Origin of the sequence: Haladaptatus cibarius D43 (assembly GCF_000710615.1) — an archaeon.
GTDB classification, from domain to species: domain Archaea; phylum Halobacteriota; class Halobacteria; order Halobacteriales; family Haladaptataceae; genus Haladaptatus; species Haladaptatus cibarius.
Map to the genome: position 1 here is coordinate 32,358 of NZ_JDTH01000008.1, position 21,064 is coordinate 53,421.

Consider the following 21,064-nt stretch of genomic DNA (forward strand, 5'->3'; position numbering starts at 1 on the left):
CAACTATAGTTTGGAAGCGAACAGTATCAGTACAATTCCGATCAGTGCTACAATTGTTCCGAATGTTCCACTACCGAATGCCGCTTGTTGAGCACCACCAAAAAGAAGTGCAAAACCCAGCAATCCGGAGATTACTTGAATAATACTACTTATCATCGCATCCATAATTCCCATAGATGGATTTTGATATTTTCACCTATTTAAATTTTCTTATATCTCACACTTGGTGCCACGACTAAACTAGTTATTCCCGGTACTCACCAGAAGTATTCTGTAGTTCATCACGGATAAGACGCCGAACTTCTTCCTCACTTCGTCTACTGTCGTCGCCGTGTCGGAGTGCGGCTAGCTCCTCGTTCAACGACGCAATCTCCTTATGAAGTGTTTCGACGTGATTTCGAAGGCGGTCAGGGCCGCTCTCGAAGTGCTCTGGCGTGAGCGTTGCCGTATCGAGTTCAATATCTCGGGAGACTGGTATCGGTGTGAGTAGCCGCGAGCGAGTTACCTTCTCGGCACTGTCGAGATTCTTCCCGAAGTGGCGTGAAAGGTGATCTTGTGCGTAGTCCGGGCCGTGAACCATCGCAACGGTTGATGGCTCGATATCACGAGCATACTTCAGCAAACCATGCTGGGCCGCGTGGCCACTCAAGCCGCTCACCTGTTCTATCCACTCTGTTGGGATGGTTGCTCGGGTCAGTTGCTCGAATCCGTTGTCAGTCTCAACACTCGTCCACGTCACGGACTCAGACGTCGGCCAGTCAGTGTCGAAGGGAGTCGCATCAGTCGTAATCGTTACTTCGTCCTCACCAGCGTCGAGGTAGTTCTGGAGTGTCCGTCCAGTCGTCTCCTTCGCCTGATAGCCAGTGAGGAATATCTTCGCGTCCTCGAACCGAGCGGCGAACTCAACGAGATAGCGTGGCGAATTACCGCCAGTCAGCATTCCAGACGGAGAGATGACCACGGGAACCGTCCCACCAGAGAGCGGATCAGTGTCGGTAAGCAGGTTGTGGCGCTCTTCATCGTTCTGCGGAAATCCAGCCCCATCCGGGAGGAAAGGTCGGTCTTGTCCGCTGTTTTTCGCACGGTTGACTATCGTCTCGTCCATATAGGTGTCGTCCAACACGTAATCATGGTAAATTCCGGTCGCATCTTGCGCCATTCCGTCAACAGCAAGCTGAACCCGAGACTGAATATCGCTCGGGTGAGATATGAATCGCTCTTTGAATAATAATTGGAGGAGTTGAGCTCGGCCAACTGCGAACGTTGGAATCAGAACGGGTTGACGGTTCTCGACAGCCTGCTCGACAGCAGAGAAAAGGTCAGACCGTGCATCATGCATCGATGTGTGGCTATGCTGGCTCCCATACGTTGATTCCATCAGCAGAAGATCGGCACCGGGAGGTGCCTGTATATCTGGGAGGTGGGTTGCTCGACCGCCGATGTCGCCCGAGAAGACGACTCGATACCCACCTGTCTGAAGCATGAGCCACGCCGAACCGAGGAGGTGACCTGCATTTCCGTACTGGAAGATAAGTGGTTCTTCATCAGGTGTCGGAGCAAGCGCCTCAACGCGACCGCCTCCGAAGTCTACGGGTTCAAATCGTTCAAAGGTCGCCTCGAGATGTTGCCGGTCGAACTGTTGTTCGCGACCGGGACGTTGCGCCTCGCGTTTGTGTATTTTGAGCGAATCTTCGAGGAGGAGTTGTGCAAGGTCAATCGTCGGAGGGGTCGCCAGAATTGGCGCGTCATCGTCGAGGAGTCCTTTTGCTTCGAGGACGGGAAGCCCACCGCAGTGATCGACGTGCGCGTGTGTGAGGAAAACAGCATCGACCTGCTCTGGAGAGAGTCCTCTAAAGTCAGGGAACTTGTCGCCACCTCCTTGGTTCAGCCCGCAATCGACGAGATACGTTGTCTGCTCGGTATCGACTTGATAACAACTCCGTCCAACTTCGCGTGCCCCACCGCGAGGCGTGACAACCAATGGTGAATTTTCATTCGGCGTCACACCAAAGTGATCCAGCGGATCAAACTCCATTCCTGCATCGGTAGGGAGCCATGGTGTATCTGTATCAAATCCTGTCATACTCTTTCTTGCATATATTCAAGGAACTCGTTTTAGTACCATTGATTAGTCACTCTCCTACGAATCCTTGCTCCTCGATGTACGCACCGACTTCTCCAAGCGCAAGGTTCGGAGCATCGACTAGCGCAATCCGTCGCTTCTCTCCAGATGTCTTCTTCAGTTGCAGTCGAAACGAGGATTTATGGCCTAAGATAGCACCGCCATATGATTTACTTGCGGATGTCATCGCATTCGTAAATACAATTCCTGCGTTGTTGGCTCTCCCAATCACGTCGAGCTCATGCAGGTGTTTATTGAGCTTCTGCTGGCGTTCGGGAAGTTTCGACCGTCCTTGGTACTCGGCTCGAAAGTGATAGGTGAGCGAATCAACCACGATTAATCGGAGTGGAGAGTCTGTTTTCTTCAACTCTTGTGCTTTTTCATCGAGTTTTTCCACAGTTGCCATCTGTTCAGATGTATCGACAGGTGATGAAACAAGTGTCTGCTCAAGGATAGCCTCTGCAATAGAATCTACGTCAGCCCCAGTATCCAATCGCTCTGCAAGAGATTTCTGTAATCGTGTATCAAGCGATTCAGTCATCTGTACGATTCTCTCGGGATCAAATTTCCCCCGAGTATCGACGTAGACGGCACGTCCACCGAGTCCACCTTGTTTAGGGGGAAGATGAACCCGAATCGCAAGCTGGTGAGCCAGTGTTGACCGACCACTTTTCTCATTACCAAAAATTTCAGTGAGAGATTGGGTTTCAATCCCGCCGAAGAGGAGATCGTCGAGGTCAGGAATTCCAGTAGTAAGCTTTCCTGATTTCTTCCGACGACCGAGTACCTCGGTCCCCGATTCAAATCCACCGAAATTCGTCGCATCGTTCGCGGTCCGAATAATCTGTTCGGCGGTTTTCGTTGTGATGTTCACGGCGTTCGCTAACTCAGTTGGCGACGCGACTGCAATCGACTGAGGATTCTCGTAGCCAGCATCAGTTAGTTGAGTCTCGATAGTAGAATCGACATTCGGTAAATCGGTTAACTCTACTGTGGTCATTCCTGTATATTTTGAATCAAGTGATAAAAGAATATAGGGTCAAATCGTATGTATCGAGTGGAATTTTCATCGTCCATAAAGTCTCGATAGTCGCAACATCTAGAGGTACTACATTAATGTGGATACAGAATCGTTTTTGCGCGGTACAGCGGCTCTCTCTTTCGATTAAGAGGTGCTACAGTGACGTGGATATAGAATACTCCTGCAGGAATGGAACACCGAAACGCTCTGCGACTTCGCCATCATCGACGAGGAGTGGATCAGCAATGGCAGGGCAAAATCACGATACGTTCGCGTTCACTTTCATCAGCGAGTTTCAATCGCGTATCAGTAGTCTATTCAATACGTTGAATATGACTGTCTTTACCGTCTGCATTCTTGACGCCAGGGCCAAGTTCAACACCACCCATCTGCTTCTCCATCGTCTGGAGAATTTGTCTTGGATTAGCTTCGGTTTCGAGACCCTTTTCTATAACCCGTAGTCCATCAAGCATTGTCCCAAAATTTTCAACGTCCCAACGACCGAGACAGCTATGTGCGTTTTCTGGACACTGCTCGTCTCGGTGTGGAAGTGCATGAAGGTGAATTTCGTCCCCTTCGGTTACGAATGCCGTGTGCGAGCTAATACGAAAAGCGGCCCTACCATCGCCATGGAAATAATCGACCGCATCAGGGAGCGTGTATTGGTCTTTTTCTCCGAACGGTTGTCCTTCGTTTTCACTGTGGTACTCGTACGTCGTTCCCTTGATTTTTGTTTCTTTTAGCGTCATTGTTTATCTACTTCATACAAATCTATCTCCTTCAATATATCCACCGACTTACCCAGGAGCAATAGGCCGAACGGCGTATCCAAAACTACTCTCCGATGTCGTTGGCGGTTTGGAAGCCTGCGTCAGGAATTTCGGGTTCGTCGAGGTGGGTTGCGGTGGCAGACTCGCGTATCTCCTTGGCACGGTCACGAGTGGTCTCGGTGGCATCCTCAAGGCAATTTTCGACTTGTGCTTCGAGTTTAGCAATTCGGTCTGAAACGTCGTCTCGGTAATCCTTGAGTGCTTTGTGTTCAGCTTTTATTCGTTCATCCTTGGAGTCAGCTTCCTCACGGATAGTCGCAAGCTCTTGTTCTATGTCTTCATCGCGACGATCGAGCGCTTCAATATGATAGGCCAAGTACCCGAGGTGGTCTCCTAGAGCGCGTTCGTTGCTCATTGGCTCAAAGTACTTCTGGATGATTCAAAAATATATCTTTTTACTGAACTCTACGAGATACCGGTTACCTCTGAATGGGCTGGTAAATTGAGCGCCGCGACGAAGCAACCAGATTAACATACCCAAGCCAAATGCACCCGCTATCGGAGATACCGACAAATAAATCGTCGATCTATTCATCCGTCAGTTATTTCGTGGCTCTTGATCAAATTAATCATGATGTCAGAACAAGATCACGGTCGAGATAATGGAAGAGGAAAAAACGGCGAAGGTGGCACGGAAAACGAGTTCTACGACATTGACGAAACAGTTGTACTGGAAGGGGAAGGCAATTTCAGGCACTATTCTTGGCCGCTTTCCGTCGAAGATGGTGGTTCAGCGAAAGCAGTTATTCGGGCAATTTCCCGGACTGACCACCCCTTCAACACGTACGTAGTACCAGAAGATGAGCTCGAATATTTAGAAAACGGAGAAGAATTTTGGCGCGAATACTACGATTCACGGAGTAAAAAACTGAGTGATACTTTTGAATTCGGTGGTAAGGACGAAAAACCATACCGGCACTCAGACAAGTATCGACTAGTTGTTACAATGAACGACTCTAACTGGCGCAAAGAGCCAAAGCTTACGATGAAGTTCCGAATCGAAAAATAGGGTCTGCGTATCCAGCGTCGTCAGTCATCGTCTTGCTCCTGGTCAAGTTGGTGCCAGCCGGCGAACCACCCCCAGCCGATGTCACAGGCTTCGCATTCGGCGAATTCGACCGTCCGAGTCCCATCTGCGGTTGTACCCCACGCACCGCGCTCTATACGACGACCACACTCGATACAGTCCGGTGCGTCTTCTGGTCGGCGCTGACAACAGTACTCCGCGTCCTCCACGCTGTCGTGCATTATCCCACACTGGGGACAGTCGTAGCCGAATCGCTTTCGTTGACACGGGCCATCAGCGACACTGGTACCGATTGCGATTGGGTTTCAATGCCGTAGTGGCTTTTCTAGCTTCTGCGACTCGCTCATGGTTTGGGTATCGTCGCTACTGGATTCGTTTCAATGCCGTAGTGGCTTTTCTAGCTTCTGCGACGATGACGTGGACGTGGGGCGACCAATAGACCTGACTGGTTTCAATGCCGTAGTGGCTTTTCTAGCTTCTGCGACACCGCTTCGTTCGCAACGACCACGTCGTAGAGTGGTTTCAATGCCGTAGTGGCTTTTCTAGCTTCTGCGACGCCGCGAACCCCGTCACGGAGGGGAACGATGAGTAAGTTTCAATGCCGTAGTGGCTTTTCTAGCTTCTGCGACTGCGGGCATTTCAACGTTCACTTGCTTCTTGTCGTGTTTCAATGCCGTAGTGGCTTTTCTAGCTTCTGCGACCCATCGCTTTACCCAAGGCTTCACGGTTCTTCAGGAAGTTTCAATGCCGTAGTGGCTTTTCTAGCTTCTGCGACCGGGCGGGAGTCGCTATTCTACCACGTATATCCCAGTTTCAATGCCGTAGTGGCTTTTCTAGCTTCTGCGACATGATGAGCGACCCGCCGTACTTCCTGATTTTGTAGTTTCAATGCCGTAGTGGCTTTTCTAGCTTCTGCGACCAACGTTCTCGAGGGCGACCGAAGCGGCTTCCGCGAAGTTTCAATGCCGTAGTGGCTTTTCTAGCTTCTGCGACAACGACTCCGGTAGTTTGCCAATAGAGTGGTAGGTTTCAATGCCGTAGTGGCTTTTCTAGCTTCTGCGACTGATGGCCGACCATATCTCCGGACAGCGAATGCAGTGTTTCAATGCCGTAGTGGCTTTTCTAGCTTCTGCGACTATGAAGCAGAAATCGAGCGAGAAATCGAACGAATCGGTTTCAATGCCGTAGTGGCTTTTCTAGCTTCTGCGACGCGGTCAGCATTGGGTGCGATGGTGTCGGGGTGACCCGTTTCAATGCCGTAGTGGCTTTTCTAGCTTCTGCGACAAGCGCGAGGACGGCTGTGAGCATTTCCATGAATGCTGTTTCAATGCCGTAGTGGCTTTTCTAGCTTCTGCGACGTTCTGGTACTGCTCTTCCAGCAGTTGACGGCCAAGCTGTTTCAATGCCGTAGTGGCTTTTCTAGCTTCTGCGACGCGACTGGAAGGACTCAACGCAGTCCTCTTCCCGTTCGGTTTCAATGCCGTAGTGGCTTTTCTAGCTTCTGCGACAGCCATTTACGCTCCCAGTGGTCACGGTCACTAAAGAGTTTCAATGCCGTAGTGGCTTTTCTAGCTTCTGCGACTTAAGCCACTCTCCAATATCCAGCCCACCATCTCCGCGTTTCAATGCCGTAGTGGCTTTTCTAGCTTCTGCGACGCGCGCGACAGCATGGTGGCACGTCGAACGAGTGTTTCAATGCCGTAGTGGCTTTTCTAGCTTCTGCGACAGCGGTTGCCGGTGGGAGGTGAGGTCGGAGGGAAATGTTTCAATGCCGTAGTGGCTTTTCTAGCTTCTGCGACTTGGTGCATCGTCGCCGACCGTGCCGGTTGAGACATTGTTTCAATGCCGTAGTGGCTTTTCTAGCTTCTGCGACAGACCAACACCGGCTACGACCCGACCGGCGACGACCTGTTTCAATGCCGTAGTGGCTTTTCTAGCTTCTGCGACCTGCGTGTTCTCGCGTCATGCAGACGCACCACCGTCATGTTTCAATGCCGTAGTGGCTTTTCTAGCTTCTGCGACCAGTTGTTCCACCGGGTTCCGAATCATCCGAACACGTTTCAATGCCGTAGTGGCTTTTCTAGCTTCTGCGACAGGGGGTGAAATTCTACCGAGAGGCCCAATAAAGCTTTCTCTGCAACCGAAACCAGACCCAAATTTCATCGACCCCTGCCGTACAGAGAGTTTAAAAAGGTCGATGAAGAACTCACCTTAGCCGCGACTCGTCACACGCTCAGAGAACGTTCGACTGTTCGTCTGGCGGGGTCACTCCGAGGTCGGTGATGTTCCCCAAACATGATTCACAGAGGCGGTATATCCGAATCCGGTCGCCGTCTTCTGGGTCGATATGCGATTCCAACTCGTCCTGCAGTTCGACGCGCTGAGTCTTCGTTATTTCGAGTTCGAATACGCTGTACTGCTGCCACGCCCCGTATCGCTGGAGCGTTTGATAGACGCGGCGGCGGTTCGAGTCATCACTGACGTCATACACGATTGCGAGGCGCATGGTTATCGGGTGAATGTAAGCGCGTGGTAGTCGTCCAATTCACCGACGATGGCTTTCCGGAGGAGGATGACCTGCTGGCGAATCGCCTTTCTCCGACTCACCGAATAGTCGAAATACGGATGCGTGAACTCCTCTTTCATGTAGTTGTCAAACTTCGAGAGATAGGTTTTGAATGCCTCGTCACGAAGGCGATTGTCCCGATTGAAGTCGTCGTGGGTAATCGTTCCGCGATTCACGAGGCGAGTGACGAACGCATCGCAGAAACTCGTTCGGAACTCTTCTTGGAGGTCGAGCGCGAGCGACGGTTTTCCATGGCGGTCTGCATGCAGAACACCGAGGAAGGGGTCGAGGTTGTACTGCCGGAGGCCACTCAGTACTTCGTTTTTCATCATCACGTAAGTCAGCGAGAGGAGTGAGTTGATGTGGTCTTCCGGAGGCCGTTTCGTCCGCTTCTCGAACGTCCAGCCGTCTGCGAGTGTTTCGTCCAAGCGCGAAAAGTAGCGTTCGGCAGCCTCACCTTCGGTTCCCCGGAGCTCGTCCTTGTTCGTCGCGTTTTCAGCACGCACACCGAGATCTTTCAGCAAATCGGTTCCGTGAACCCCTTTCCGGCCGAGAAGCGTTCGTCCGTTGCGAATCTTCGCGGCAATCATCGCGCAAGCAATGGCGAGCTCATCGTCCGACGAGAGGGCGTATTGTGCGCGCCGAACCTCTGCGATGGTGTTTTTCTCAGGGACGAAACTCCCACGGTACTTGCCATGCTGGGTGAAATAGTTCAGGACAATGCCGTGTTCGTTCGCTCGTGCGACGAATGGTGTGCTGAAGTTCACCCCACCGAAGACGTTGATCGTGTCGAGTTGTTCCGTGGGATACGAAACGAGTTTGTCTCCGTCACCGTCCACATCCCAGACGACGATTCGGCCTCCATCGGTTCGAACCTGCGTTCCCTGTTTCGTGATGTAGACGACCGATTCATCGAACATTCCTTCAGTTGCTTTCATTGTGTATCTCCTGCTCGAATGCAGTGCCCGTTGCTTTGTCGGGTTCAAGCATCGCGGTTTCTTCTGGCATACAGTACTCGCGGGCCGAACAGGCCTCGCACTTTTTTCGATTGTCAGTAAGTGGTGGAACCGATTCGACAGACATCGACCGCATCGCTTCGATTTGTTCCTGAACCGTTTTGCGGTGGTTTTCAGTGATTGGAATATGCATCCGCTGATCGGTTTCGTAGAGGTAAATCGCCCCTTCACGAACAGATTCACCGAGATGTTCTTCTAGTAGCAGACAGTATCCTGCGAGTTGGAGTTCGTCGCTCCGATAATAGTCGCCACTTTCGGCACGTTTCCGTTCGACGGGAACGACTTGGTCATTACCGAGATCCAGCACATCGATCTTGCCCTTGAGTCCCAACTCCTCGGATTCGAGATAGAGTTCATTCAACCAGTTGCCGCGAGTCGACTGATTTTCGTGTTTCGTTTTGCCTTCAACCCGATAGTAGTTCCGTCCCTGCGTATTGTAGAAGTGTAAATACCAGTAGCGACGTGGACAGTAGCTGTATTGGTTGAGATCGGAGACGTTGACGAGTTCTGAAGTCATATTTGTCGGCGGTGAACCTCAATGGTCGGTGGTCCAGACCCCTCGTCACCAACGTCGATTTCGTACGTCGCTGTGGTGAGACGCCGTGGGACGATAGCGTCGGTGATGCGGACAACATCAAAGAATCGATGGAGAAGCTCGGTTGAAACGCCGAAATCGTCTTTTCGGCTCATGTGGTCGATTTTCGGGCGAATTTTGTCCTGGAGCGTTTTCTCGATCTTACCCGTCGGCTCGTCGTATCTCGTTGGTTCCGTCTCGTAAGCGGGGAGTCGGGCTGTTACAAGCGAAAGTGAGTTCTCGTCACTTGGCTTGACTCGGAGAACGGTTCCCTCTCGAACACAATCAATCTCGTACCCACGTAGTGTCCGACCGAGGTCGTACGTTGTCAGTCCGAGCCGGTCGCCGCGCGGATATTCGATTTGTGCCGAGAGTGAACGACCTCGAAGCCCCCGAAATACTTCGAAACATTCCTTTGTGAATTTGAGGAGTTTATTTACTTCCGCATCGTAAGGTTTCCCTCCAAGACCATCAATTGCGTCCAGTTCGTCGTTCACGTCCTCAATGAAATTTCGCCAGCGGCCGTACTGGTCGTTGTTGGATGCAAGGTCTTCGAATATTTCGGGATTAAACCAACCATAGCCATCTTCCCGGACTTCAATCCCATATGCACCTCGAAGCCCCATCAGGTCACCGAGGGCTTTTGGAGCCATTCGTTCTTCTTGCAAGCCATCGTATACTTGCTTGGTGAATGTCTGGAAATCGACATCAGTTCCCCAAGGCCCTTGTCCCAGACCGTAAATGTGGACTGTCGCCTCGGATGCTCGCCCAGCACGTCCAAATCGCTGGAGGAATGCACTGGGCCGGGTCGGATTTTCCATGATGAGCGTCTCTACGTCGTAGTCAAGCCCAACCTCACCCTTACTGGTCGTGTTCAGTATATAGAACGTTTCGTCGTCAAGGTCAACCAGATCATCGTTCGTGTCGAATCCATTATCTTTTTCGGTGTGTTTGAAGACGGTTTCATACTCGTCCGCCAGATAATCGTGAAAGTCGTTGCTGTCTTTCGCACTGTTGAACGCAAGTACGACACGGGGTTCATCGTGGTCGTCTGTTGTATTGATCTCTTCGTGGAGTAACTGCGCAACTGCATCGCGTACTTCCACGATTCGGCGTTCCTCGTGCCGAACAACTTCGACGCGCTGTCGAAACCGGTCTCCGTTTTCGACATACTCTGCTTCGATATTCTGTACGTCGAGTTGCAACTGCGTCCGAACGAACTCGACGAAATCTTCGTTCGGCGTTGCGGATGCGAGTATAATCTTCGGATCGACTTGTCGTTCCGAAATTATTTTGATTTGCAGGAGAAGTCCGCTTGCCGCCAGTGGATCGTAGAAGTGGAATTCGTCGTAGACGATGGCGTTGAAGTTGTCAAAAAATCGCATCGCATGATCACCGCTGTACATATCCTGAATCGTCGCTTGCAAAATATCAGGGTTCGTTAGGATGACATCGTAATCGTTCTCATACGTATCGAGGAAGCCAAGTAGGTTTTCAGTCCGTCTGTGAGCGTAGCCTTCCAGCGTTTCACCGTTCAATACGGCGGCATCGACTTCGGCATTCACGAACCGCTCGTGCTGTTGACGAAGCAATGCGTTCGTCGGATAGACGAGGAGTGTAGGTTGATGAACGCTTATAAGTTCGTGGAACGTCGCTGTCTTCCCCGCACCAGTGGGTGCGCGAACCACAGAAACAGGCGTATTTCCGTCGTGAACCCACTCGACAACGCGGTTTTGAAATGACCGTGCCTGATCGAAACCAAGATCTCTCAGTCCGTACTTCGCAGGTTCAGTCGCTAAGGATGCATCCCCGACGGTGAACTGATTCATTACAACACCTCCGGAACAACGTGTTCGCGAACGAACTCGGGACTCGCCCCGACGAAGTGCTGAAGTCGCGGGTCGTTTCCACGGCGGAACGCCGAACTGTGTTCCATTAATTCGGTGAGTGTACTCTTGTTGAGGTCATAGACCTCCGACAGTAGATACTTGTTGAGGACGAGGGTATCCTGCTCGCACTCTTGGGCTCGAAACTCACCGGTCTGTTTGACACCCATGCGGAAGAATGGGCGTGTAGGGATCGGTTTATCGCTCCAGACAGTAAACTCGAACGTCGACCCAGGGGCGAGTCCAATATAGTTTCGAATCGTCTGATAAGCCGCACCGGAGTCCTCCAAAATCGAGGGAACTGATTTGTCGCCAGTGATCTGTTTTGCGAGGTCTGTGTCGTTCGTCGTGAAGTTTCGCTCGGATCGGTAGTCCGTACTACGGAAGGTTCGTTCGTCGGCTTCCACCGCAACTGGCCGCATGTCCGAAACGAAAAACGACGCATCCCGTAAGTGCGAGTAATCCGGAGTCGTCGCACGCTCGCCGAGTTCGACGTATCGTTTCTCCATCTCGAAGTACCGATAGCCGAGTGCATGCATGAGCGCAGTTGCGGATAACGTTGGCTGTGTACGGATTGCACGCCCCTCCGAGCTGGAGTAGAACAAGGGCGTGTAGAGCGTCGCCTCAAACGTCCGTTCAATCATCGGTTTGGTTGAAGCTCTCCCGTGCGTCTTCCATTAGGTGGCTAAACTCCGCTTGGAGTATCTCATCGGCATCATCGGCTTCACGGGCGGCGACCGCATGGAGTTCGTGGAACCAGCTTGGGACATCCTCGGCACCCTCGAACGTACCATAAACATTCCAGTCGTCACGACGCACTGCTTCGATATACTCACCGAGGCTTTCTTCGAGTCGGTCGTCTTCACCGTGATATTCCAGTAGGAATTCACCCGTAGACAATGACGTGTCGTGGTCACCGAGAATGATGCCGAGAACGGTATTTCGAATGTTTCGCCCTGTCCGTGTCTCCCGTGCGCCGTACTTACCGGTGTTCAGGATATTGTGGAGTACGTACAGCAACATCGGTCCGGTCGCCGCTTCCAGCGTGATAAAGTGAATGAAGTCACTACCGGGCTGAACTTTCACGAAGTCGAACAAAGCCTGAGATTGGTTTTGCTCGTCGTCCTGCATTGTCCCAGTTTCGTAGACCGCATTCCGAGTTTCTTTGTTCATCAAGTCGTACTCGTTGTTCGTGTACGTGTAGCCCTCAACGACCCGAGACTTGATTGCGAAATCTTGGCTGCCAGTTCCAGCTAACCCGTACGTGAGCGTACCAACGTTTAGTGACTTATCAAGGTCATCGGGTTCGTTATAGGTGTAATCTTCGTGGATGAGCGAGCCATCCTCGTCCAGTCGCCGGAGTAGGTCAAGACCGGTCAGTCGTTCCTTGCTAGTGAACTTCTCGCCGTTTACCTGTGCATGAAGTTTGTCGTCGAACTCTTGTGTTTCCGCACGGTCGTGTTCCGAGTTCCGAAACAGAGTCGGTTCGGTCACATCGCGTCTTACGATGAGCGTGACGGACGGCTTTCGGGTTCGGTAGATGCTGTGCGATTCGACGAGTCCAGTATCGGGGTAATCAAGCGTCATTGTTGGTTTTCGAAGTGTTGGTCAACGGTATAGTAGTACGTGTTCACGAGCGCGTCTTCCCAGTCCGAGAGTTTCTTCAGGTCGGTGAGTTTTTCCTCTTCGAGGTAGGATTGAACGCTCTCAACGAACTGTTGGGCCTCTTCAGGATCTGGGTAGCCTGCATACTTTTCGCGGTGTGCTGCCGCATACACCTGTCCTTGAACGTATTCTTCCTGCTGGTCACCTTCCAAGCCTTGGCTCTTAGCAGTCAGAATCGCGTCAAGCGTTTCACGGAATATTTTCGTCTTCTTGTACTTGCTGTCGAGGCTGGATGTGCCGAGAAGGTCGATACCTCGTTCGGCAACGGTTTTCATATTCATAAGTGAATCTGCGTGGTAGTTCTCGAAATACTCCCGAAGATCCGGAAGTCGAGTAGCGTTGTCATGGTTGACAACAGCGAAGTTGGCGATGCTGTGGAACGTATCGCGGTCGAGATGCAGGTACGAATTCGATAAATTCGCGTCCTGCCCAACCATGCTCATGATTTTGAACAACTGGAGCGCACAGCGAAGGTGAGAATCGGTTCGCTCGTCCGTCACAAAGTCGGGAAGCGGGCCGAATCGTTCCACCTCGTCCAGTCTGAGGAGTTCTTGCGGTCGGGTGGCCTCCTCGTCAGTGAAAACCGTATCCGCGCTCTCGAAGCGCGTAAACGGTCGTCCTACGACCACCTTCATCCCGGCATCTTGGGCAGTTTGCATCACCTGCCGGATGACTGCCATCCGGTGGTTTTCACCCAACACGTAAATCGGCTGGATGAAATACTGCGAACTGACGAAGCTCGTAGTAACATCCGTATCATCTAGTTCGTCTGCATCTCCTTGGACGACGTTGCCTACTCGCCGACTACGGACTCGGACATCACCGAGGAAATCATCAAAGTAAAAGTACGCAACTTCAAGTGAATTGTTTGTACTTACGTCGCTTCGTTCACAGATGTCCGCAAGAAGCGCGTATTCCAGATTGCAGACCTCACAGATTGATTTATACTTCGCGTGCGGGGGAACCCGACGCGAATATTCCTGTGTCCGGTAAATTGCACTCAACCCTTTCTGATACTTCGTATCGGTCTCAGTTCCACAGAGGAAACACATTTCCTCTTTCACGCCGAGATCGGGCGTTATCAACCCCTCAAAGAATCGGTCAACGACTGACCCGATCGCATCGCTCTCTGGTTCAAGATCATCATGGAGTTCAGGACGAACCTCTCGAGCGAATGATTTGAGGAAATCAGCGTGTTCCTCGTAGTGTTGAACGAGATACGCCACGAAGTGGAGTTTGACTTTTTGGACACCCTGTTCGTCTTTAATCCGGTCGTAGGCGTCTTGCACGTCGGGGTCATCGAAGTCCGACCGACCATCAACGTAGACAGACTTTGCCAAAGTCGGGAAGTACTGGTTAAACTCATCGGGAATATACTCGAAAGGTTCAACGCCAGCAGATCCTCGCTCTAGCAAGTCACGGAACGCATCGGCGATAATTTCCTCCTTATCCTCGGGTTTAATTTCGACTTCCGAGAGGATATCGTAGTCAAATGAATTCCAGTTGAGTTTGCACGAGAACGAGAACTCAGACTTGGTACCAATGTTTTCTGCGGCGGATTTCTCAACAATCTCACGGAGGTCATCCCGCTCGATTGCCTCCCCGAGGTATAGAATCTCGTTCGGTGAACTCCCGATTACGACGCCGCTTGCTTTGCGGTCGGTCTCGCCAGCGATAACTTCTTTTGCCGTTCCTAGAAGCACATCGTTTAGCACCGGTTGTTCGAGTTCGGTGAACTCGATACGATGGACGGTTTTATCGCCGAAGTGTGTAGCGAGTTTGTGTTCAACGCCTTCAACACCGTCTCGAAGGGCAACAGAAGCAGTCTGGTCGCCAATACGGCAATACCGCGCTAAACCGGAAAATTCGGTGTCAGTACCGCGCGTCTCTCGACTATCCTCACGGGTTTCTGTCCGCTGGACGAGATAATGGAGGTCGTCACGGTAGCCATCGCCGAGAAATTCCTCGATACCGAAGTCGTCGCCCTCTCCTTCTTCGGGATTGAAATAGTAGTCGAACGCCTCACTGGAGTTTCCATCCGCATCGAAACCGTACGCCTCGCGCACGTACTTGTTTGTATCGTGGAGTGCGAGTGCCGATGCGAGGACTTTGATGTCTTCCTCGTAATCTGCGACATCCTCATCAGTGCCAACCGCGTTAAATACGAACGTATTCACGCCGATGGTTACAGCGTTGAGGATGTGCGCTGCAAGCGAGGAGTTCGCCGATGAATCGACCTTGGCATCGTATGCACCTGCGGCGTTGATGACGTTTTCGTAGAGGTTTTGACCCTCAACAAGCCATTTGTGCGCCTTGTAGGTGTCACGGTGTTTTGAACTTTTTAATTCCGACATTTTTAAACCTTCTTTACAGTGGATAGTGCCACAACACGTCGCCCAGGCTTTTCTTTCTTTGAATTACAATTTACAATTTGATATTCGTGTCCAGTCTTAAGTGGTATCCCGTCTCTTACAAACTCAACTTTTTCCCCAGTTTCCAGTTTCATCAGACCGATTTGATTATCTTGGCCGGTTTCCTGTTGATAGATCCCTCGCACTTGAAAAGACATTCCGAGTAAGTCTGATGCTTGAATTCCCATTATATCTGAATAGAATAGACCCACGATATTAAATCTAGGGTGAAGGGAGTTAGCCTCATTCTCTCCCTTTCCACGGGAATTATATAGTGTGTTAACAAATGAAGTACTAGGGAGTCTACAAGGGATTGAAACAAGGGCGTTAGCCTCGATATCACTGAAAACCCGTGCTTGGACTCCCAAATTCAATATCATAGATTCACCTGCACATTTCCACAGCCTCGAGCAACTGCACTTCCGACGCCGGAATATTCGCCGAACAGAGCCAGGGCGACGACTGCGTTCTGTACGCTCTCGCTTGCATCCTTCAGCGCATACTCACAGCGACCAGTGAATCCCTGCCGGAAAATTGCACGGGATTCGTCGTCCTCGGTTCGAATGCGGTTCACCAGAACGCTGTGGGTATCGTACGCTCGTGCATCAGGTTTCTCGATTATATGTGCGAGCACGTCCTCGTCATCGATTGCGAGTTCGTGTTCGTCAGGAGCGGTACGATTCCATTTTCCACAGAGCGACTGGAAAACGGCGCGGCGGTGTGGAAACATTGTCGTCACGTCGCCCGCTTCCTCGATGCAAGTCGGGGTACGAAACTCCATTTCGATGGACGGATTGTCGTACTCGCTCGCCTGCGCGAGAAGGGCTTCGTGGCTCGTGTTTTCGCTCTCGAAAATCTCGACGTGGAGCGTTCCGTTCGTCAACTCCAACTCGTTGCCGTCCAACACGAGCGCACTCACGAGTGACTGAAAGATGTCGTCGTCGCGTGAATCAACGATACCCAGCGACAGTTCGTACGAGCGGTCGCTTCGAACCGTTTTGTGATAGTCGCGGTTGCTGTTTCCAAACACACCAAGAAGACCGCTACTATGCAAACTGCCGAGCGGAGAGTCGTGGATGTGTTCGCTCACAGCTGCATCAACGTCATTGAGCGCCGCTAACAGCGCGCTGTAGACAGAGTACCCATCAGAGATGGGAACCGGAAACGTCTCCGTTGGGCGCACTGTGAGTGTGATCCGCCGAAGACGATGAGTGCCGGTCGTCGGTGTGGGAGTTGTCTGCGACACGTTCTCCTTTCGAGGCGGAGATGTGATAAATCTACTTAGTGAATTACACGATTACAACATACTGCAACACAGAACAACGATTGCATTCAGATGCGACGATACTATTTTCACGCGATACACCAACCACACCCATATGCGAACCTACATCTCGCCAATCGGCTACGACAGTCGGCGCGTTACCCGACCCATCCTGAGTAACGGTCTCGACGAAGGTGACCAGATTATTCTGTTGCGCCCAAACACCGAGAACGACGACCAGCGGGCCCGGAGCGCTATCCGAGATGTAACAGACCTGCTTGAAGAAATCGAGCCAGACGTGCAATTCGACAAAGAGGAAATCACATATGACGACCTCTCGAGTGCAGCATTGGAATGTAGCGATATTTTGCAGGCTGCAGACGGTGACCTCGTTGTAGCGCTTACAGGAGGGGCCCGCGAAATCCTCATCCCATTCGCACTCGCGTCGTTCATCCACGCTCCACGGATTCACCAGACGTTGACCTTCAGCGATGTTGATCAGCGTGTCCGCGAGTGGTCACTCCCGGTGTTGCAGGCACATGTGCCACGAAAGGCACACCAAACGCTGGCAGTGATTGCCGAGGCAGACGCCCCGCTTTCGATGTCCGACCTCACCGAGCAGATCGAGCAGTCGAAAAGTACGGCAACTCGCCACGTCGAGACCTTGGCGGAAAACGAGGTGGTCACCACATTTAGAGACGGGAAAACGAAGTATGCCGAAATAACATTCACAGGGGAGTTGTTGCTTCGCGCGGGCGCGTGAGAGCCGGGGTCTTCATCGACCTTTTTAAAGGCTCTGGACAGCGGGGGTCCATGAATTCCGCCCGTAAAATGCGACTGTGAGAAAGCTTTATTGGGGCTCTCGCCGAAATTTCACCCCCTGTCGCAGAAGCTAGAAAACCCAGAACGGGATTGAAACCGGTCTACACGTCACGTCCCGTCCAACGTGTCACCAGTCGCAGAAGCTAGAAAACCCAGAACGGGATTGAAACAAAACAACCCTTACAATCCCTCAAGAGACCGAACAGAGTCGCAGAAGCTAGAAAACCCAGAACGGGATTGAAACACTATTTATAATTGTTGGGAAGTCTTCGACTGCATCTGGTCGCAGAAGCTAGAAAACCCAGAACGGGATTGAAACTCGTCGTAGACGACGCTGACGACGTACTCGCCGAGTCGCAGAAGCTAGAAAACCCAGAACGGGATTGAAACCCGTCGATGCCGACGCTCCGCTTGCGCAAGTTCGAGCGTCGCAGAAGCTAGAAAACCCAGAACGGGATTGAAACTCGTGGGTCAGAAGAGCATCGCACCCCCGACAACGTCGCAGAAGCTAGAAAACCCAGAACGGGATTGAAACTATTGACGAAGACGACGACGGTGCCTGTGACCACCGTCGCAGAAGCTAGAAAACCCAGAACGGGATTGAAACTCCGGACCAAGGATGCACCCACATCATTTTGCTCCGGTCGCAGAAGCTAGAAAACCCAGAACGGGATTGAAACTCGTCTCTTTGAGTGAAGCGATGTTGCTGGCGACCGTCGCAGAAGCTAGAAAACCCAGAACGGGATTGAAACAACTCTGTTTGAACAGTTGTGTTTCCGTCTGAATCAAGTCGCAGAAGCTAGAAAACCCAGAACGGGATTGAAACGGATTCCTTCTTGTCACGGATGTTCTCTCGCTTCTCAACGAGGTCGCAGAAGCTAGAAAACCCAGAACGGGATTGAAACTCGCGTGTCCTGATTGCATCGAAGAGATTACGGGAACTGTCGCAGAAGCTAGAAAACCCAGAACGGGATTGAAACGGAGTGCCCTTGTTCGAGCCATTGATGTTTGCATAGTCGCAGAAGCTAGAAAACCCAGAACGGGATTGAAACCGGAACTCGTGCTTGTCGTCTCCGAGTCGTCATTCGTGTCGCAGAAGCTAGAAAACCCAGAACGGGATTGAAACGCGTAGGTCGTAATACTCGGTACTGTCGTGAATCAGTGTCGCAGAAGCTAGAAAACCCAGAACGGGATTGAAACTCGGCGTCGTCGGAGTCGTCGGAGTCGTCGGAGGTCGCAGAAGCTAGAAAACCCAGAACGGGATTGAAACGGGTCACCCCGACACCATCGCACCCAATGCTGACCGGTCGCAGAAGCTAGAAAACCCAGAACGGGATTGAAACTCCAACCGTGTCTGAAGGTGCGCAAGAGTCCCCGCGTAGTCGCAGAAGCTAGAAAACCCAGAACGGGATTGAAACAATGCACAAAACGGCTCGCTCCGCGTGCTGGAACCGGTCGCAGAAGCTAGAAAACCCAGAACGGGATTGAAACTATTTTGTCGCCTGCTCCACCCTCCTCGAATCGGTGTCGCAGAAGCTAGAAAACCCAGAACGGGATTGAAACAACGGTTATTCCGCTCATCTTTTCCCTCTGTGTTTTTGTCGCAGAAGCTAGAAAACCCAGAACGGGATTGAAACTTTACACCCATTCTCGGGATTGTTGTACTGCATATCCGTCGCAGAAGCTAGAAAACCCAGAACGGGATTGAAACTTTGAAGGTCTTGTCATCACCGAAGCGAAACTCGTTGGTCGCAGAAGCTAGAAAACCCAGAACGGGATTGAAACTCGTCATCCACGGCGACACGCTCAAAGTCGAACGGCGGTCGCAGAAGCTAGAAAACCCAGAACGGGATTGAAACGACAGACAGGGGCGGGGACAAATCCGTCTTGGTCTGGGTCGCAGAAGCTAGAAAACCCAGAACGGGATTGAAACGCTGTGGTTGTCGTGCCGCGTTTGTGCATTTGAGTCGCAGAAGCTAGAAAACCCAGAACGGGATTGAAACGGAGCGGAATCACCCTCGATTGTTCAAACAAGGAGGGTCGCAGAAGCTAGAAAACCCAGAACGGGATTGAAACAATCTGATGTCGTACTCAGTGACGCTCACTGCGGGTGTCCTCGTCGCAGAAGCTAGAAAACCCAGAACGGGATTGAAACTTGGGCCAACTGCCCGAGGAGTCGTTCACGTCGGTCTGTCGCAGAAGCTAGAAAACCCAGAACGGGATTGAAACGCGAAGGGGCAGAAGGCGCTCTCGCAAGACCGTCGAAGTCGCAGAAGCTAGAAAACCCAGAACGGGATTGAAACGTACACCCCGGTGCGGTCACATCGACCAGCGATGCGGTCGCAGAAGCTAGAAAACCCAGAACGGGATTGAAACTCTTCTGGTTCTGTCATGGATTCGTCTGTCTGCGAGGGTCGCAGAAGCTAGAAAACCCAGAACGGGATTGAAACAGTTCGGGCGTGACAGGCGTCCCGTCCTCCGTTTCGAGTCGCAGAAGCTAGAAAACCCAGAACGGGATTGAAACAGTTCGGGCGTGACAGGCGTCCCGTCCTCCGTTTCGAGTCGCAGAAGCTAGAAAACCCAGAACGGGATTGAAACGGATCTCCTGAACGGTGGAGTACGACCCGCTGGCGGGTCGCAGAAGCTAGAAAACCCAGAACGGGATTGAAACGGTCGACGGACACGACGCCGAGCGGCCCGCGCGGGGTCGCAGAAGCTAGAAAACCCAGAACGGGATTGAAACGCTGTGCGTCCTGTGGCGGCACGGTCGAAACTGGTTTGTCGCAGAAGCTAGAAAACCCAGAACGGGATTGAAACCGATTTCTGCCATTTGAGACCTCTTAGATGATGTTGAGTCGCAGAAGCTAGAAAACCCAGAACGGGATTGAAACTGCTGGCCGTCGGTGACGGTCGCGGTCGCGGTCGGCGCGTCGCAGAAGCTAGAAAACCCAGAACGGGATTGAAACCGGTCTGCATCGTTCGCGGGACGAAGCGCGTGGGGTCGGTCGCAGAAGCTAGAAAACCCAGAACGGGATTGAAACGAGAACGCGGCGGGGTATGGCACGTCGTTGACTGAGTCGCAGAAGCTAGAAAACCCAGAACGGGATTGAAACTGACATCCAGCGGGTTACACGCCCGTTGTACGAAAGTCGCAGAAGCTAGAAAACCCAGAACGGGATTGAAACAGGATGGCGAGGAGTCCGGTTTCAGCAGGGGAGACAGTCGCAGAAGCTAGAAAACCCAGAACGGGATTGAAACTCTGTCATTCGCCATCACCCGACAGTTTCGCCATCGGTCGCAGAAGCTAGAAAACCCAGAACGGGATTGAAACAGTGTGCTACATCGAAGGCATTCCCACGCTATCTCCTCGTCGCAGAAGCTAGAAAACCCAGAACGGGATTGAAACTCGTCATGACTCAGTTGTGGGGTTGTGTTGACTGTCGAGTCGCAGAAGCTAGAAAACCCAGAACGGGATTGAAACCTGGAACGACACCGCCGCGTCCAGCATCACCCGCAGTCGCAGAAGCTAGAAAACCCAGAACGGGATTGAAACAGGAGTGCGCCGGTCTTCTCGTCCATTCCTCGTTCGTCGCAGAAGCTAGAAAACCCAGAACGGGATTGAAACTGATTCACCCGTGAGTCCATTATTAAATATTCCTGACGTCGCAGAAGCTAGAAAACCCAGAACGGGATTGAAACTGCATGGCGCGCGCACTCGTCTCAACGGCCTTGCGGGTCGCAGAAGCTAGAAAACCCAGAACGGGATTGAAACATGTGACCGGAAAAGTCGCGCTTCCCTACGGGGTCTTGTCGCAGAAGCTAGAAAACCCAGAACGGGATTGAAACCGCTATCAACCGGA

General features: G+C 51.9%; 17 protein-coding genes and 2 CRISPR repeat arrays (1 of these 19 running past the window's edge). Of the genes, 2 read left to right on the forward strand and 15 right to left on the reverse strand.

Going from position 1 to position 21,064, the window contains the following annotated elements; genetic code table 11:
• Positions 1–3: 3 nt before the first annotated feature.
• The 5 genes from HL45_RS20945 to HL45_RS17525 all read right to left on the reverse strand — a co-directional run bounded on the left by HL45_RS20945 (position 4) and on the right by HL45_RS17525 (position 4,328).
• Positions 4–174 (reverse strand): hypothetical protein, encoded by a 171-nt coding sequence (locus HL45_RS20945; protein ID WP_158413718.1) that lies wholly within the window; start codon positions 172–174, stop codon positions 4–6.
• Between the two features lie 70 nt (positions 175–244).
• Entirely contained in the window at positions 245–2,005 is a 1,761-nt protein-coding gene (locus tag HL45_RS17505) for an MBL fold metallo-hydrolase (protein ID WP_233274835.1), read from the reverse strand.
• A gap of 127 nt (positions 2,006–2,132) precedes the next feature.
• On the reverse strand, positions 2,133–3,122 hold the full coding sequence (gene radA / locus HL45_RS17510) for a DNA repair and recombination protein RadA (RefSeq protein WP_049972508.1): 990 nt from the start codon (positions 3,120–3,122) through the stop codon (positions 2,133–2,135).
• A 335-nt stretch (positions 3,123–3,457) separates the two neighbouring features.
• Positions 3,458–3,892, reverse strand: coding sequence for a hypothetical protein (locus HL45_RS20550; RefSeq protein ID WP_144240122.1), 435 nt, complete (start codon positions 3,890–3,892; stop codon positions 3,458–3,460).
• Between the two features lie 85 nt (positions 3,893–3,977).
• Positions 3,978–4,328: a hypothetical protein gene (locus HL45_RS17525; protein ID WP_049972511.1), complete on the reverse strand. Its 351-nt coding sequence runs from the start codon at positions 4,326–4,328 to the stop codon at positions 3,978–3,980.
• Positions 4,329–4,544: 216 nt separating this feature from the next.
• Between HL45_RS17525 and HL45_RS17530 the strand changes: the two genes are divergently transcribed.
• Positions 4,545–4,982, forward strand: coding sequence for a hypothetical protein (locus HL45_RS17530; protein WP_049972512.1), 438 nt, complete (start codon positions 4,545–4,547; stop codon positions 4,980–4,982).
• A 20-nt stretch (positions 4,983–5,002) separates the two neighbouring features.
• Here HL45_RS17530 and HL45_RS20070 read toward each other — a convergent pair whose 3' ends face one another.
• The 10 genes from HL45_RS20070 to cas6 all read right to left on the reverse strand — a co-directional run bounded on the left by HL45_RS20070 (position 5,003) and on the right by cas6 (position 16,364).
• Positions 5,003–5,221: a hypothetical protein gene (locus tag HL45_RS20070; RefSeq protein ID WP_084157091.1), complete on the reverse strand. Its 219-nt coding sequence runs from the start codon at positions 5,219–5,221 to the stop codon at positions 5,003–5,005.
• Between the two features lie 81 nt (positions 5,222–5,302).
• Positions 5,303–7,094: a CRISPR direct-repeat array (repeat unit 37 nt; unit sequence GTTTCAATGCCGTAGTGGCTTTTCTAGCTTCTGCGAC).
• A gap of 139 nt (positions 7,095–7,233) precedes the next feature.
• Positions 7,234–7,506 (reverse strand): CRISPR-associated endonuclease Cas2, encoded by a 273-nt coding sequence (gene cas2 / locus HL45_RS17535; RefSeq protein WP_049972513.1) that lies wholly within the window; start codon positions 7,504–7,506, stop codon positions 7,234–7,236.
• 2 nt (positions 7,507–7,508) lie between these two features.
• Entirely contained in the window at positions 7,509–8,504 is a 996-nt protein-coding gene (cas1, locus tag HL45_RS17540) for a CRISPR-associated endonuclease Cas1 (protein WP_049972514.1), read from the reverse strand.
• A complete protein-coding gene (gene cas4 / locus HL45_RS17545; RefSeq protein ID WP_049972515.1) occupies positions 8,491–9,099 on the reverse strand; it encodes a CRISPR-associated protein Cas4 in 609 nt (202 codons plus the stop codon). Before cas4 ends, cas1 begins: the two co-directional genes overlap by 14 nt.
• Positions 9,096–10,985 carry a type I-D CRISPR-associated helicase Cas3' gene (gene cas3, locus HL45_RS17550; RefSeq protein ID WP_049972516.1) on the reverse strand — a complete coding sequence of 630 codons (1,890 nt, stop codon included), beginning with the start codon at positions 10,983–10,985 and terminating at the stop codon, positions 9,096–9,098. The genes cas4 and cas3 overlap by 4 nt, the downstream gene beginning before the upstream one ends.
• Positions 10,985–11,686 carry a hypothetical protein gene (locus HL45_RS17555; protein ID WP_049972517.1) on the reverse strand — a complete coding sequence of 234 codons (702 nt, stop codon included), beginning with the start codon at positions 11,684–11,686 and terminating at the stop codon, positions 10,985–10,987. Before HL45_RS17555 ends, cas3 begins: the two co-directional genes overlap by 1 nt.
• Entirely contained in the window at positions 11,679–12,629 is a 951-nt protein-coding gene (cas7d, locus tag HL45_RS17560; RefSeq protein ID WP_049972518.1) for a type I-D CRISPR-associated protein Cas7/Csc2, read from the reverse strand. Before cas7d ends, HL45_RS17555 begins: the two co-directional genes overlap by 8 nt.
• Positions 12,626–15,061, reverse strand: a complete 2,436-nt coding sequence (locus tag HL45_RS17565) for a hypothetical protein (protein WP_233274836.1) — start codon at positions 15,059–15,061, stop codon at positions 12,626–12,628. The genes cas7d and HL45_RS17565 overlap by 4 nt, the downstream gene beginning before the upstream one ends.
• A gap of 2 nt (positions 15,062–15,063) precedes the next feature.
• Positions 15,064–15,498, reverse strand: a complete 435-nt coding sequence (locus HL45_RS20950; protein WP_158413719.1) for a hypothetical protein — start codon at positions 15,496–15,498, stop codon at positions 15,064–15,066.
• The gene (gene cas6, locus HL45_RS17575; protein ID WP_049972520.1) at positions 15,495–16,364 is read right to left on the reverse strand and encodes a CRISPR system precrRNA processing endoribonuclease RAMP protein Cas6; all 870 of its coding nucleotides are present in this window, start codon (positions 16,362–16,364) and stop codon (positions 15,495–15,497) included. Before cas6 ends, HL45_RS20950 begins: the two co-directional genes overlap by 4 nt.
• A gap of 133 nt (positions 16,365–16,497) precedes the next feature.
• Between cas6 and HL45_RS17580 the strand changes: the two genes are divergently transcribed.
• Entirely contained in the window at positions 16,498–17,145 is a 648-nt protein-coding gene (locus tag HL45_RS17580) for a helix-turn-helix domain-containing protein (protein ID WP_049972521.1), read from the forward strand.
• Between the two features lie 119 nt (positions 17,146–17,264).
• A CRISPR array of direct repeats spans positions 17,265–21,064; the repeat unit is 37 nt; unit sequence GTCGCAGAAGCTAGAAAACCCAGAACGGGATTGAAAC (it continues 1,373 nt past the right edge of the window).